Annotated in this window: 14 protein-coding genes and 3 pseudogenes; 10 read left to right on the top strand and 7 right to left on the bottom strand. The window is 74.2% G+C overall.

Annotated elements, in window-relative coordinates:
* Positions 1-306: pseudogene (locus MCBG_RS08605) on the bottom strand (cysteine desulfurase-like protein); the annotation flags it as partial.
* Between the two features lie 99 nt (positions 307-405).
* Between MCBG_RS08605 and MCBG_RS08600 the strand changes: the two are divergent.
* From MCBG_RS08600 to MCBG_RS08570, 7 genes are all read left to right on the top strand, one after another.
* Entirely contained in the window at positions 406-765 is a 360-nt protein-coding gene (locus MCBG_RS08600; RefSeq protein ID WP_043325017.1) for a hypothetical protein, read from the top strand.
* A 66-nt stretch (positions 766-831) separates the two neighbouring features.
* On the top strand, positions 832-1653 hold the full coding sequence (locus tag MCBG_RS08595) for a DUF1206 domain-containing protein (protein ID WP_043325016.1): 822 nt from the start codon (positions 832-834) through the stop codon (positions 1651-1653).
* Between the two features lie 78 nt (positions 1654-1731).
* Entirely contained in the window at positions 1732-2928 is a 1197-nt protein-coding gene (locus tag MCBG_RS08590) for a mechanosensitive ion channel family protein (RefSeq protein WP_043325015.1), read from the top strand.
* A gap of 242 nt (positions 2929-3170) precedes the next feature.
* Entirely contained in the window at positions 3171-3605 is a 435-nt protein-coding gene (locus MCBG_RS08585) for a phage holin family protein (protein WP_043325014.1), read from the top strand.
* A complete protein-coding gene (locus tag MCBG_RS08580; protein WP_043325013.1) occupies positions 3602-3943 on the top strand; it encodes a DUF3618 domain-containing protein in 342 nt (113 codons plus the stop codon). The genes MCBG_RS08585 and MCBG_RS08580 overlap by 4 nt, the downstream gene beginning before the upstream one ends.
* On the top strand, positions 3940-4212 hold the full coding sequence (locus MCBG_RS08575) for a DUF4235 domain-containing protein (protein ID WP_043325012.1): 273 nt from the start codon (positions 3940-3942) through the stop codon (positions 4210-4212). The genes MCBG_RS08580 and MCBG_RS08575 overlap by 4 nt, the downstream gene beginning before the upstream one ends.
* Positions 4213-4499: 287 nt before the next feature.
* Positions 4500-4703: a cold-shock protein gene (locus MCBG_RS08570; RefSeq protein WP_007075740.1), complete on the top strand. Its 204-nt coding sequence runs from the start codon at positions 4500-4502 to the stop codon at positions 4701-4703.
* A gap of 81 nt (positions 4704-4784) precedes the next feature.
* Here MCBG_RS08570 and MCBG_RS08565 read toward each other — a convergent pair whose 3' ends face one another.
* Positions 4785-4973 (bottom strand): hypothetical protein, encoded by a 189-nt coding sequence (locus MCBG_RS08565; RefSeq protein WP_043325011.1) that lies wholly within the window; start codon positions 4971-4973, stop codon positions 4785-4787.
* Between the two features lie 82 nt (positions 4974-5055).
* Complete coding sequence (locus MCBG_RS08560; protein WP_043325010.1) at positions 5056-6039, bottom strand: aldo/keto reductase; 984 nt, start codon at positions 6037-6039, stop codon at positions 5056-5058.
* Between the two features lie 84 nt (positions 6040-6123).
* Between MCBG_RS08560 and MCBG_RS08555 the strand changes: the two are divergent.
* Both MCBG_RS08555 and MCBG_RS08550 read left to right on the top strand, forming a co-directional pair.
* Positions 6124-6914 (top strand): annotated as a pseudogene (locus tag MCBG_RS08555) (trans-aconitate 2-methyltransferase).
* Complete coding sequence (locus MCBG_RS08550) at positions 6911-7936, top strand: adenosine deaminase (protein WP_043325009.1); 1026 nt, start codon at positions 6911-6913, stop codon at positions 7934-7936. Before MCBG_RS08555 ends, MCBG_RS08550 begins: the two are co-directional and overlap by 4 nt.
* Here the strand turns inward: MCBG_RS08550 and MCBG_RS08545 are convergent.
* From MCBG_RS08545 to MCBG_RS08535, 3 genes and pseudogenes are all read right to left on the bottom strand, one after another.
* Positions 7893-8168 (bottom strand): hypothetical protein, encoded by a 276-nt coding sequence (locus tag MCBG_RS08545; RefSeq protein ID WP_113973165.1) that lies wholly within the window; start codon positions 8166-8168, stop codon positions 7893-7895. The genes MCBG_RS08550 and MCBG_RS08545 overlap by 44 nt on opposite strands.
* A 225-nt stretch (positions 8169-8393) precedes the next feature.
* Positions 8394-9437, bottom strand: coding sequence for a HAMP domain-containing sensor histidine kinase (locus MCBG_RS08540; protein WP_198033340.1), 1044 nt, complete (start codon positions 9435-9437; stop codon positions 8394-8396).
* 375 nt (positions 9438-9812) lie between these two features.
* Positions 9813-10502: pseudogene (locus MCBG_RS08535) on the bottom strand (response regulator transcription factor).
* Positions 10503-10575: 73 nt separating this feature from the next.
* On the opposite strand from MCBG_RS08535, the gene MCBG_RS08530 reads away from it, so the two are divergent.
* Positions 10576-11505 (top strand): ADP-ribosylglycohydrolase family protein, encoded by a 930-nt coding sequence (locus MCBG_RS08530; RefSeq protein ID WP_043330346.1) that lies wholly within the window; start codon positions 10576-10578, stop codon positions 11503-11505.
* Positions 11506-11645: 140 nt separating this feature from the next.
* On the opposite strand, the gene MCBG_RS08525 is transcribed toward MCBG_RS08530, so the two are convergent.
* Positions 11646-12590, bottom strand: a complete 945-nt coding sequence (locus tag MCBG_RS08525) for a YcnI family protein (RefSeq protein ID WP_084789463.1) — start codon at positions 12588-12590, stop codon at positions 11646-11648.
* Positions 12591-12703 lie beyond the last annotated feature (113 nt).

Below are 12703 nucleotides of genomic sequence, written 5' to 3'. Positions count from 1 at the left end.
GCCGGCGCCGAGCGTGCCCGCGAAAAGGGGGTACGTCAGCGCGGTCGCGCTCGGACCGAGCACCACGCCCGACGGCTGCGCGCCGAGCAGGTCGGCGACCGCCGCCCGCGCCCCGGCGACCAGCTCCAGCGCCCGGCGGCCGGGTACGAAAGCGGCGCTGCGGTTGCCGGTGGCGGCGCGCATGGCGCCGGTCACCGCCTCGAGCACGCCGGCCGCGGTCTGGGTGCCCCCGGCGCCGTCGAAGTGGGCGAATCCCTCGGCCAGGGCGGGGTAGGCGGCCCGGACCCGGGCGACGTCGAAAGCCATTCCGGCACCCTAGCGCGCACCCCGGACGCCCCGCCCGGCGTGCCGTCGCGGGCCCCGGGCGCGACGGCGCGCTGGCGCAGTCCGCCTATCCTTGGGCGGGTGACGATCCGACGCGCCACCTCCGCCCCCGCCCGCCGTGCCGCCGGTCTGCTCGCCGGCCTCGCCCTCGGCGCCGCGCTGCTCGCCGGATGCAGCTCCGAAGGTGCCGAGACCGACTGCGGCCTCGACGCCTGCACGATCACCTTCGACCGCGGCGTGGAAGCCAGCGCCCGGATCCTCGGCGTCGAGGCGAAGCTGGTCGGCGCCCAGGGCGACCAGGTCACCGTCGAGGTGGCCGGGGAACAGCTCTCCCTGACCGTGGGTCAGCAGGCCACCGAGGTCGCCGGCTTCCAGGTCAGCCTGGACAGCGTCACCGAGCAGCAGGTGGTGCTGCGGGTCGCCCGCGACCTCGCCGGCTGATCCGTTTCGGCCGCTCCCGGCGGGCGCGGACGTTTGGAAAATCGCCCGCCGGGAGATTGAGGGCTCATGTCTCTCACCCGGAATGCCGGAGCCACCGCCGCCCAGGCTCGAAACAGCCGGTGGCTCGAACTGTTGACCCGTGGCGGCTTCATCGGATACGGAATCGTCCACCTTCTCCTCGCCTGGCTGGCGCTGCAGATCGCCTTCGGCAAGTCCGGCGAGGAGGGGAACCAGAACGGCGCACTGCGCACCCTCGGTGAACAGCCGCTCGGGAAGTTCCTCCTGATCGCGATGGCGGTCGGCCTGTTCGCCATGGCGATCTGGCAGGCCTTCGAGGCGATCTCCGGCCACGTCTCCCGGACCGGCAAGGAACGCACGTTCGAACGGATCGCCTCGGCGGTCCGGGTCGTCGTGTTCGTCTGGCTGGGCTGGACCGCGATCAAGGTCTTCCAGGACGCCAGCGCCAACGCCTCGGACCAGCAGCAGCAGTTCTCCGAGAAGCTGATGGCCTCCGACGGCGGCCGGTGGCTGGTCGGGCTGGCCGGACTTGCGCTCGCCGCGCTCGGCGTCGGCATGGTGATCTACGGCCTGAAGAAGAAGTTCGAGCGCAACCTCAAGACCGGCGAGATGAGCCCGAAGACCCGCCAGCTCACCCGCCGTCTCGGCATGGCCGGGTACGCCTCCCGGGGCACCGTGTTCGCCATCGCCGGCGTGCTCGTCGTGGTCGCCGCGGTCAACTACGACCCGGAGAAGGCGCGTGGCCTGGACGCCGCGCTGCGGACGCTGCGTGACCAGTCGTACGGGCCGTGGCTGCTGGCGCTCATGGCGCTGGGCATCGCCGCGTTCGGCGTCTACTGCTTCTTCCAGTCCCGGTACCGCAAGGTCTGATCCTGGTCGATACCCGGGCCGCCGGGCACCATTGGGCCTTTGCGCCCGATTCCGCCCGGTCGGAGGGAGAGAGAGTTCGTGCAGAGTTACGTCGTGACCATCGCCGCCGCGCTCGCCGCGGCGGCGATCGCGTTGGTGCTGGCCCAGGTGGTGCACCGGGTCACCCGCCGGCTGGGCCGCCGCTCGCTGCTGATGACCGAGCTGACCGAGCACGCGCACCGCGCGTTCCAGGTGGCCGCCACAGTGGTCGCGGTGCAGATCGCGGTGCGGTTCACCACCCTGTACGCGGTCGGCAGCCCGTGGCGGCAGTTCGTCCTGCACACGCTCGTGCTGGCGATGATCGCCGCCACCGCCTGGCTGGTGGCCTCGCTGCTGGTGGTGGCGGAGGACACCGCGCTGGCCCGGTTCCGGGTGGACGTGCCGAACAACCGGCACGCCCGCCGGGTGCGTACCCAGGTGGTGCTGCTGCGCCGGCTGACCATCGCGGTGATCGTGATCCTCACCGTCGGCGTCATGCTGATGACGTTCCCGGCCGTACGCGGCGTCGGCGCGGGTGTGCTGACCTCCGCCGGTGTGATCGCCGCGGTCGCCGCGCTCGCCGCGCAGAGCCTGCTCGGCAACGTCTTCGCCGGTCTCCAGCTCGCGTTCAGCGACGCGGTGCGGCTCGACGACGTGGTGGTGGTCGAGGGCGAGTGGGGCCGGATCGAGGAGCTGACGCTCAGCTACGTGGTGGTGCAGGTCTGGGACGACCGCCGCCTGATCCTGCCCACCTCGTACTTCACCAGCCGGCCGTTCCAGAACTGGACCCGGACCGAGGCGGCGGTGCTCGGCACCGCCGAGTTCGACCTGGACTGGGCCATCCCGGTGCAGGCGATGCGGGAGGAGCTGCGCCGCCTGTGCGAGGGCACCGAGCTGTGGGACGGGCGGGTCTGCGTGCTCCAGGTGACCGACGCGACCGGCGGCATGGTCAAGGTCCGCGCGCTGGTCAGCGCCGCCGACGCGGGCAGCCTGTGGGACCTGCGCTGCCTGGTCCGTGAGCACCTGGTGACCTGGGTACGCGACCAGCGCCCAACCGCCCTGCCCCGGCTGCGCGCCGAGGTGGGCGACGCCACCGGCCCGCTGCCCTGGCAGGCGGCGCAGCCGCGCCGCCCGGTCCGCCGCCCGGCCGGCACCGAGGCGCCCGACGACGCGCGGGTCTTCGGCGGCAGCGACGACGGCGAGGCGCGCAGCGAGGTGTTCGTGGGCCGCGAGGACCACGCCGAGGCGCGTCGCTGACCCCGTACCCCCGATCGGGGACCCCGGCTGCCCACGGCGCCGGGGGTTCCCGCGTTCGGGCGGCTTTCCGGCCGGACGGGTTTGGCCGGACGGTTGCGGGGGACGTGGTGCGCACGCCCCGGATCCGGCGCTCACGGCGCCGGGTTCCGGCGGCGCGCGGCCGGGCGGACCGGCCGCGCCGCGCAGGATTGACGGGCGGCGACTCCGGGCATACAGCGCGGTGATGACGAAAGGAGGACAGCATGGCTGACGTCGCGAGTCGCAGCACGTCCCGGACCGGGAACGAGCCGTCCACCGCGGAACTGGTCCAGCGCGCCACCGAGCAGGTCACCCGTCTGGTACGGGACGAGCTGGCGCTGGCCCGGGCGGAACTGACCCAGAAGGGCAAGCACGCCGGGATCGGGATCGGTCTGTTCGGCGGCGGCGGGGTGATGGCGCTCTACGGCGCCGGCGCCCTGGTCGCCACCGTGATCCTGCTGCTGGCGCTGGTCATGCCGGCGTGGCTGGCGGCCCTGATCGTGGCGGTGGCGTTGTTCCTGCTCGCCGGAATCCTGGCGCTCGTGGGCAAGAAGCAGGTCAGCCGTGCCGTCCCGCCGGTGCCCGAGGCGGCCGTCCGTAGCGTGCGGGCGGACGTCGACACGGTCACCGCCGCGGTGAAGGACGGGAGACGGGCATGACCGGCAACGGAACCGGGGACGTGGCGGCGCTCCGGGAGGAGATCCGCCGGACCCGGGTGGAACTCGGTGAGACGATGGAGCTGCTCGCGGCCAGGGCCGACCCGAAGGCGCTGGTGCGGCACTCCGCCGAGGCGGCGAAGGCGCGGATGCGCGAGCAGGCGTCGCTGACCGCGGCCCGGGTGCGCGGGCGGGCGGCGGAGCGGGCCCGGCTGGTCCGGGCGCAGGCGTACGAGAAGGGTGAGGCGGTCGGGCGCAACCCGTTGCCGTGGGCGGCCGTCGCGGCCGGGGCCCTGGTGACGGTGGTGGTGCTGGCGATCGTCCGAGGGAGGCGCAGGTGAGCGGGAAGATCGGCAAGGCGGCGTACAAACCGGTGGGGGTGCTGCTCGGCCTGGCCGCCGGTACCGTCGCCGGCGTGATCTTCCGCCAGGTCTGGAAGTTGACAGCGGGCGACGGCGAGGCGCCGAGCGCCACCGACGAGGACCGCCGCTGGGGCGAGGTGCTCGCCGCCGCAGCGCTGCAGGGCGCCATCTTCTCGGTGGTGCGGGCCGCCGTCGACCGAGGTGGAGCGGTGGGCGTGCGCCGGTTGACCGGTCGCTGGCCGGACTGACGAAAAGCCGGAAAGGCCCCTTTCCCGAGCGCGGGAAAGGGGCCTTTCGCATGGCTCCGGCGGGGCCGCGCAGCGGCGTCGGCGCGACCTTCAGGTCACATGTCGGAGAATTTCGTCCGCTAGGCTGTGCGAAGTTTTTGCGTACGTGGTTTGCTGTCTCACGCTGTTGAGAGACGCGTGGGTTGAGAGAAGTCTCCGGTACTGGGGGCCGCCTCAGGCGCCGCTGCTCGAAAACGGCCAATCGGCCGCACGGCGTGCTCGGCCGCCAGTTTTAGAAGGAGATACACATGGCGCAGGGAACCGTGAAGTGGTTCAACGCTGACAAGGGCTTCGGCTTCATCACCGTCGACGGCGGGGGTGCTGACGTGTTCGTCCACTTCTCGGCCATCCAGACCAGCGGCTACCGCACGCTGGAGGAGAACCAGCGGGTGGAGTTCGAGATCGCCCAGGGTCAGAAGGGTCCGCAGGCCGAGCAGGTCCGCCCCATCTGAGCTGACCGCACCGGCCGCGCCGGCCGGTGCCGGAAGCCCCGCATCCCGTACGGGAGGCGGGGCTTCGCCTTGCCCGGCGCCTCAGCGGCGGGCACGCATGCCCCACCACAGCCCGACGAGTCCGATCAGGATCAGCACCGCGCCCACGTACGCCCAGAGCCGCTCGTCGCTCAGCGCGCTGCCCTCGACATACCCGAGCCCGAGCACCGTCCACAGCGCACCCAGCACCACGGCGAGCAGCCCCACTGTGAGCCGGAACCAGCCCCTCATCGTTCCCCCTCCGACGACGACAGTTCCGCTCCAGCATGCCCGGCGGCGCGGGCGGCCGGCGACGCCGCGCCGACCGGCCGGCTCACCACCGGTCGTGCACCTGCGGGCGGATCAGCTCGTCGTAGGCGGCCCGCACCGCGGCCAGCTCCACGTCGGTCAGTGCCGGCTGGCCGGCTGCCTCCGCGTTGCGCCGCGCCTGCTCGGGGGAGCGGGCGCCGGGGATCACCACCGTCACGCCCGGCTGGTCGAGGATCCAGCGCAGCGCGAACTGCGCCATCGTGCGGTCGTCGCCGACCAGCGGCGCGAGCCGGCGTACCGCGGCCAGGCCCAGGTCGTAGTCGACGCCGGAGAACGTCTCGCCGACGTCGAACGACTCACCGTGCCGGTTGAACGTGCGGTGGTCGTCCGCCGGGAACGTGGTGTTCTCGTCGTAGCGGCCGGAGAGCAGGCCGCTGGCCAGCGGCACCCGGGCGATGATCCCGACCCCGGCGGCAGCGGCGGCGGGCAGCACCTGCTCCAGCGGCTTGTGCCGGACCGCGTTGAGGATGATCTGCACGCTCGCCACCCCGGGCCGGGCGATGGCGGTGAGCGCCTGGTCGCAGGTCTCCACGCTGACGCCGTACCCGGCCACGCGCTCCTCGGCGACGAGCGTGTCGAGGGCGTCGAAGACCCGGTCGTCGGCGAAGACGGCGGTGGGCGGGCAGTGCAACTGCACCAGGTCGAGCGTGTCGACGCCGAGGTTGGCGCGGGATCTGTCGGTCCAGGCCCGGAAGTTGTCGAGTGTGTACGCCTCCGGCGTCTGCTCCACCCGGCGGCCCATCTTGGTGGCCACGGTGAGCCCGTGTCCGGGGCGGGAGCGCAGGAACCGGCCGATCAGCGCCTCGCTGCGGCCGTCGCCGTACACGTCGGCGGTGTCCAGGAAGGTGACGCCCGCGTCGACGGCGGCGGCGAGCACGGCGAGCGCCGCGTCCTCGCTGACCTCGCCCCAGTCCGCGCCGAGCTGCCACGCGCCGAGTCCGATGATGCCGACGTGCCGGCCGAGCCGGTCGAAGCTGCGCTGTTCCACCCGGCCGAGCCTAGTGAGCCGCTTGCCGTGGCGCGCGGCGGGCCGTACGGTCTAACAAGACGTACGTACGGTTTGGAGGCTGTCATGTGGGATCCGCGCACCTACCTGCGCTACGGCGACGAGCGCTCCCGGCCGTTCCACGACCTGCTGGCCCGCGTCGGCGCCGAGTACCCGCGTGCCGTGGTCGACCTCGGCTGCGGCCCCGGCACGCTCACCGCCACGCTCGCCGGCCGCTGGCCCGGCAGCCGCGTCACCGGCCTCGACTCCTCCCCGGAGATGATCGCCCGGGCGAGCGCCGAGGGCGGTCCGGTCACGTACGCGGTCGGCGACGTTCGCGACTGGCGGCCCGAGCCCGACGTCGACGTGCTGTCGGCAACGCCGTGCTTCCAGTGGGTGCCGAACACCGCGACCTGCTCCGCCGCTGGGCGGGCGCACTGCCGGCGGGCGCCTGGATGGCGTTCCAGGTGCCGGGCAACTTCGACGCGCCGTCGCACCGGCTGCTGCGCTCCGTCGCCGCGCGGGAACCGTGGCGCGACGCGCTCGCCGGCAAGCTGCGCGAGGCGCCGGTCGACGAACCCGTCGGCTACGCCACGCTACTGACCGGCGCGGGCTGCGCGGTCGACGCCTGGGAGACTACGTACGTGCATCTGCTGCCCGCCACCGGCGCCGACCACCCGGTGCTGGCCTGGATGGAGGGCACGGCGCTGCGCCCGGTCCGCGCCGCGCTGGACGCCGCCGGCTGGGCCGCCTTCCGCGCCGAGCTGGGGGTACGGCTCGCGCAGGCGTACCCGGTGCGGCAGGGTCAGGTGTACTTCCCGTTCCGCCGGATCTTCATGGTGGCCCGCACCGGCGCCCGCGCAGAGGAGAACTCGTGACCGACCTGCCCACCTTCATCGCCGGACTACCAAAGGTGGAGCTGCACGTGCACCACGTCGGCTCCGCCTCGCCCCGGATCGTCGCCGAGCTGGCCGCCCGGCACGAGGGGCGCAGCCCGGTGCCGGCCGACCCGGAGGCGCTCGCCGACTACTTCGCGTTCCGCGACTTCGCCCACTTCATCGAGGTCTACCTCAGCGTGGTGGACCTCATCCGCGACGCCGACGACGTCTGGCTGCTCACCCACGAGGTCGCCCGGGAACTGGCCCGCCAGCAGGTCCGGTACGCCGAGCTGACCGTCACGCCGTACTCGCACGTGAACCGGGGCATCCCGGCGCCGGCGTTCTGCGAGGCCATCGAGGACGCCCGCAAACGCGCCGAGGCCGACTTCGGCATCGCGCTGCGCTGGTGCTTCGACATCCCCGGCGAGGCCGGCCTGCCCGCCGCCGAGCAGACGCTGCGGATCGCGCTCGACGAACGACCCGACGGGCTGATCAGCTTCGGCCTCGGCGGCCCCGAGATCGGCGTGCCCCGGCCGCAGTTCAAGCCGTACTTCGACCAGGCGCGGGCGGCCGGGCTGCGCTCGGTGCCGCACGCCGGCGAGACCACCGGCCCGGAGACGATCTGGGACGCGCTGCGCGAACTGGGCGCCGAGCGGATCGGCCACGGCATCTCCGCCGTGCAGGACCCGGCGCTGCTGACCTACCTGGCCGAGCGGCGGATCCCGCTGGAGATCTCCCCGACCTCCAACGTGCGCACCCGGGCCGTGCCGAGCATCGACGCGCACCCGCTGCCCCGGATCGTCGAGGCCGGCGTGCCGGTCAGCATCAACTCCGACGACCCGCCGATGTTCGGCACCACGCTCAACGACGAGTACGCGGTGGCCGCCCGGCTGCTGCGACTCGGTCCGGACGGCGTCGCCGCGCTGGCCCGCGACGCGGTCGCCGCTGCGTTCCTGCCCCCGGCCGAGCAGGCCCGGATCAGCGCCGAGATCGACGCGTACCGGGCGAGCGCGGCACGCTGAGCGGCCGTACCGGCGTCGGCCGCCGGGAGCCCCGGGGCGGCCGGCGCCGCGCGGTCAGCATCACCCCGGCCAGGGCCAGCGCGGACAGCGCGGCGGCCGGACCTGACGCGACAGCCGCCGGCCGGACCGGGCCGTGGGCGAGCACCGGGTCCTGCCAGAAGGCGAGCGTGAGGGCGATGCCCAGGCCGATCACGGCGGCCCAGCGGAGCAGACGGCCGACGGTCGGCGTCATGACGGTCACCTCGCCCGGAACGACGGGAGAGCGCGCGACGGGAGCGAGGTGTGGGGGGACCGAACTCCCGCCGCGCGCACCGATCCGTCGGTCGAAAGGTGTTACGGGGCGTCCCGGCCGACGGAACTGATGGGTTCTGTCGGTAATCCTGGCAGTTCACGGCGGTTTCCCGGCCGTCGTTAAACCACCTTTAAGGAGAACTTGCGCCGGCCCACAGTCAAGGCGTCAGCGCGGACGCGGCCAGCGCCGCCCGGCACGCGGCTCGCGGGCGTCCCGGGCCATCCGTCCGACCAGCCCGAACCGGTTCACCGGCCGGGGCGCCGCGTCCGGGTCGGCCAGCAACATGACCACGCTGGCCCCGCCCAGCCGGGCCCGGTCGATGCTCACCGAACCGTTGGCCTGCAACGCGACCCGCTTGGCGATGTCCAGCCCGAGCCCGGTGGAGCCCTGGTCGCTCTCGCCCCGGCGCAGCGCCCGGTCCGGGTTCGGGATGCCCGGCCCGGCGTCGTCGATCCGGATCGCCACCCAGCCGTCCCGGCGGCTCACCGCCACCTCGAACGCGGTGCCCTGCGGCGTGTACCGGAACACGTTGCCGATCACCGCGTCCAGCGCGGCGGCCAGCTCGGCGCGCGGCACCGGCGCCGGGATGCGCAACTGCGCACCGACCACCCGGTGCGGGCGGTTCTGGTCCCCGGCCAGCGCCGACCAGAACACCATCCGGTCCCGCACCACCTCGCTGACGTCGCACGACGCCGGCGCCGACTCCTGGCTCACCGCCTTGCGGGTCGTCTTGATCAGCTGGTCGACCTCGCCCTCCAGCGTGACGATCGCCTGCCGGATACGCCGGATGCCACGCCGCCGGTCCAGCTCCGCCTCACTGAACGTGCCGATGCTCGTGTCGTCGGACTCCAGCGCCTCGGCGTCCAGCCGCAGCGCGGTCAACGGCGTCCGCAGCCGGTGCGACAGGTCGGCGACCAGCTCGTGCTCGTCGGCACGCAACGCGACCAGCCGTTCCGTCATCCGGTTGAACGCGTGCCCGGCCTCGGCCAGCTCGCGCGGTCCGGTCGGCTCGACCCGTACCCCCAGCTCGCCGTCACCCACCGCGAGCGCCGCCTTGACCAGGTCGCCGGTGGCGTCCACGGCCCGGGCCGCCACCCGGTCGACCACCACCACCGCCGCGCCGACCAGCGCCAGCGCAATCCCGAGCAGCAGCAGCCAGCGGCCCCCGCCCTCGTCGAGCGCCTCGTCGGGGACGAAGACCTCCACCACGGCGACCCGCTCGCCGAGCACCACCGGGTCCAGCCGCAGCACCCCGCCGTCCACCTCGGTCACCACCGAACGCCGCTGCGCGGCGGCGTCGGCGAGAGCTGCCGCGTCGGCCCGGCCGGCGGACTCGTCCGCCCCGATGCCGTGCACCACCGGGCGCAGCGCCGGGTCGTCGCCGGCCGCGGCGGCCACTTTTTTTTTCGACAGCAGCGGTGTCGGTGCTCACCGCCAGGGCGCCGGTCACCAGCGCGGCGCGACGCGCGGCGTCGGCCAGTTCCGCCTCCCGGGCCCGGTCGGCGAGGGTGAGCCCGAGCGGGACGAGGAAGGCGAGCGCGATCAGGCCGCACATGCCGGCGGTGAGCCCGGCCAGCGTCAGCCTCAGTCCGGCGCCACCAGCCGGAAGCCGACCCCCCGCACGGTGCGCAGGTAGCGCGGCTTCGCCGCGGACTCGCCCATTTTGCGGCGGAGCCAGTACAGGTGCACGTCGATGGTCTGGTCCTCGCCGACCGATGGCTGCCGCCATACCTCCCTCCAAGAGTTCCCGCCGGGGACACTACCCGGCCGGGACGCGCCGCGAGATACGCCAGCAGGTCGAATTCTACGGGTCAGCGCCAGCGGTCCCCGTCCAGCACCGCGCTGCGCTCACCCACGTCGACCCGCAGGCCGCCGAACCGTGTGCACGGCCGGCGCGACGGTACGGCTGGCCCGCCCGGCCCGCCGCAGCACAGTGGTGATCCGGGCGTCCAGGTGCGCGCCGGTGAACGGCTTGACCATGTAGTCGTCCGCCCCGGCGCGCAGCAGACGCACCACGGACTGCTCGTCGTCGCGGGCGGTGGCGATGATGATCGGCACGTCGGTGATGCCACGCAGCATGCGCAGCGCGTCCGAGCCGTCCAGGTCGGGCAGACCGAGATCGAGCACCACCAAATCCGGTGTCTCGGCGGCGACCCGGCGCAGCGCGTCGAGCGCGGTGCCGACGGCGTGCACCGCGTGCCCCCGGTCGGTGAGCGACCGCAGCATGGCGCCGCGCACGACGTGGTCGTCTTCGACCAGCAGGACGGTTGCCACGTCAGCACCGTACTCGTCGTGGCAAGCCGGTCGCGTTGCGGCGGTCCGGCGAAGCGGGCAAGCTGTGACGGCGATGACGTTCACGCTCTTCCCCGACACCCGCCTCACGCTCGCCCGCGACGCGCTGGCCGGCCTGTCGGTGGGCGACGCCCTCGGCTCCCAGTTCTTCGTTCCCGGCCGGCGCCCGGACGACCTCGCCGCCGGCCGGCTGCCCGCCCCGCCGTGGGAGTGGACCGACGACACCGAGATGGCCTGCTCGGTGGTGGCCGAACTGGCTGCCGGGGCACGGATCGACAGGGACCGGCTGGCGTTGGCGTTCGCGCAGCGCTGCGAGCCCTACCGGGGGTACGGGCCGGGCGCGGTGAGGGTGCTGCGGCTGATCCGTACCGGCACGCCGTGGCCGGTGGCCGCCGCGTCCGCGTTCGACGGGCAGGGCTCCTGCGGCAACGGCGCGGCCATGCGGGTCGCGCCGTTCGGCGCCTGGCACGCCGACTCCACCCGGCGCGCCGCCGAGCAGGCCCGGGCGTCGGCCGAGGTGACCCACGCCCACCCGGAGGGCGTCGCCGGCGCGGTGGCGGTCGCTGTCGCCGCCTCGCTCGCCGCCCGCGCCCGCCTCGACGGCGGCCGGCCCGAGCCGGCCCGGCTGCTCAGCGCCGTCGCCGGGGCGCTCGACCCGGCCGGGGAGGTGCACCAGGGGGTACGCCGGGCCGCCACGCTGCTCGGTCGTCCCGCCGCCGAGGCGGCCGACGCGCTCGGAAACGGATCCCGGGTCACCGCGCAGGACACCGTGCCGTTCACGCTCTGGGTGGCGGCCACGCTGCTGCACGACTATCCCGCCGCGATCCGCGTCTGCGTGGAGGCGGGCGGCGACGTGGACACCACAGCCGCGATCGTGGGCGGGATCGTTGCCGCGTACACCGGGGTCGGCGGGCCCGGCGGCGTGCCGCAGGACTGGCTGACCGCGCGCGAGCCCCTTCCCGGCTGGGTCACCACCCCCGCCTGACCCGTCCCACCCGCACCCGCGCTCGCGGTCCGCCGCCGTAGGAGTCCGAGATCTTGGTACGGGACGGCCCTCCTGGGGGCCGTTCCGTACCAAGATCTACTGTGGTCTCGCGGTGCTCCCGCTTTCTGGGCGGGCGGCGGTCAGGGGCGCGAGGAGGCGGTGCCGGCGGTGACGGCTTCGGAGGTCGCGCTCTCGAGGGCCGCGTTGCCGACGCGGGGCACGCTGTCTTGGGTCGCGGTGGCGTCGGGAGGTGTGCGGCTGTCGGGGGCCGCGGTGGTGTCGTCGAGCGGCAGGGTCATGGCGTCGCGCCGGCGGCGGCTGAGCAGCCAGCCGATCGCCGCGCCGCCGGCCAGTCCGGCGAGCAGGCCGCCGCCGAGCAGCAGGTCCGCGCTCGGCCCGTCGTCGACCGTGCCGGCCGTCGGCGCGCCGTTCGGGGCACCGTTCTGCACCCCGCCCTGCACCCCGCCCGCCGCGCCGTGACCGCCGTGCGCGCCGCCGTTCGTGCCGGCGCCGTTCGCGCCGGGGTCGCCGTTGTGCGTCATGGCGCCCGGCAGCGGCGGCAGCAGGTCGACGGTCGGCGCCGGGTGCTTGCCGCCCGCCGGGTCGGCCCACTGCACGACGGTGCCGTCGGCGTACGTCTGGGTCACTGTGAATGTGAGCCGGTCGGTGGCGGGCATCGGACCCATGCCGAGCGGCAGCCGGGCCGCTCCGGCGCCGGTGCCGGGCACCCGCAGCCAGGTCACCGAATGGGTCACCTGGTTCAGTTCGGCCGCGTGCATGCCGGGGACCGGCTGGTCCAGGGTGCGGGTGGTGATGGTCGGCGCCCAGTCCGGCACCGACAGCGGGTACACCTCGCCGATCGGGGCGTCCGGGGGCATGGTCAGTTCGATCTTCGTGGTGCGGGTGCCGGGGCGGTCCGCCGGCACCACCACAGACAGCTGGATCGCGTCGCCCTGGCGTACCTCGGCGGGAGAGGTCGTGACCGTGACCTCGGCCGCGCTCGCCGCGCCCGGCCAGCTCACCGCTCCGGCGAGCGCGGCGGCCAGCAGCGCCGCCGCCCACCGGCCCTGACGAATCATCCTCATCGTGGCCCCCATCCATCTCGACCGGGGCCGGTCCGGCTCCGGCCCCACCTGGTAGTTCGGGCGGCGGGGCGAAAAGGTTCAACGCGGGCCGAACTCGTTGCCAGCGGGCAGCG

Origin of the sequence: Micromonospora sp. M42 (genome assembly GCF_000568915.1) — a bacterium.
GTDB classification, from domain to species: Bacteria; Actinomycetota; Actinomycetes; order Mycobacteriales; family Micromonosporaceae; genus Micromonospora; species Micromonospora chalcea.
Note: the sequence above shows the minus strand (reverse complement) of the source record. Positions and strands in the feature narration are given on the sequence as shown.

Excerpts from the sequence above, each read along its gene's own strand:
- MCBG_RS08570 (WP_007075740.1), top strand. The coding sequence starts at position 4,500 with ATGGCGCAGGGAACCGTGAAGTGGTTCAACGCTGACAAGGGCTTCGGC.
- MCBG_RS08545 (WP_113973165.1), bottom strand. The coding sequence starts at position 8,168 with ATGACGCCGACCGTCGGCCGTCTGCTCCGCTGGGCCGCCGTGATCGGC.
- MCBG_RS08525 (WP_084789463.1), bottom strand. The coding sequence starts at position 12,590 with ATGAGGATGATTCGTCAGGGCCGGTGGGCGGCGGCGCTGCTGGCCGCC.
- MCBG_RS08595 (WP_043325016.1), top strand. The coding sequence starts at position 832 with ATGTCTCTCACCCGGAATGCCGGAGCCACCGCCGCCCAGGCTCGAAAC.
- MCBG_RS08585 (WP_043325014.1), top strand. The coding sequence starts at position 3,171 with ATGGCTGACGTCGCGAGTCGCAGCACGTCCCGGACCGGGAACGAGCCG.
- MCBG_RS08580 (WP_043325013.1), top strand. The coding sequence starts at position 3,602 with ATGACCGGCAACGGAACCGGGGACGTGGCGGCGCTCCGGGAGGAGATC.
- MCBG_RS08530 (WP_043330346.1), top strand. The coding sequence starts at position 10,576 with ATGACGTTCACGCTCTTCCCCGACACCCGCCTCACGCTCGCCCGCGAC.
- MCBG_RS08565 (WP_043325011.1), bottom strand. The coding sequence starts at position 4,973 with ATGAGGGGCTGGTTCCGGCTCACAGTGGGGCTGCTCGCCGTGGTGCTG.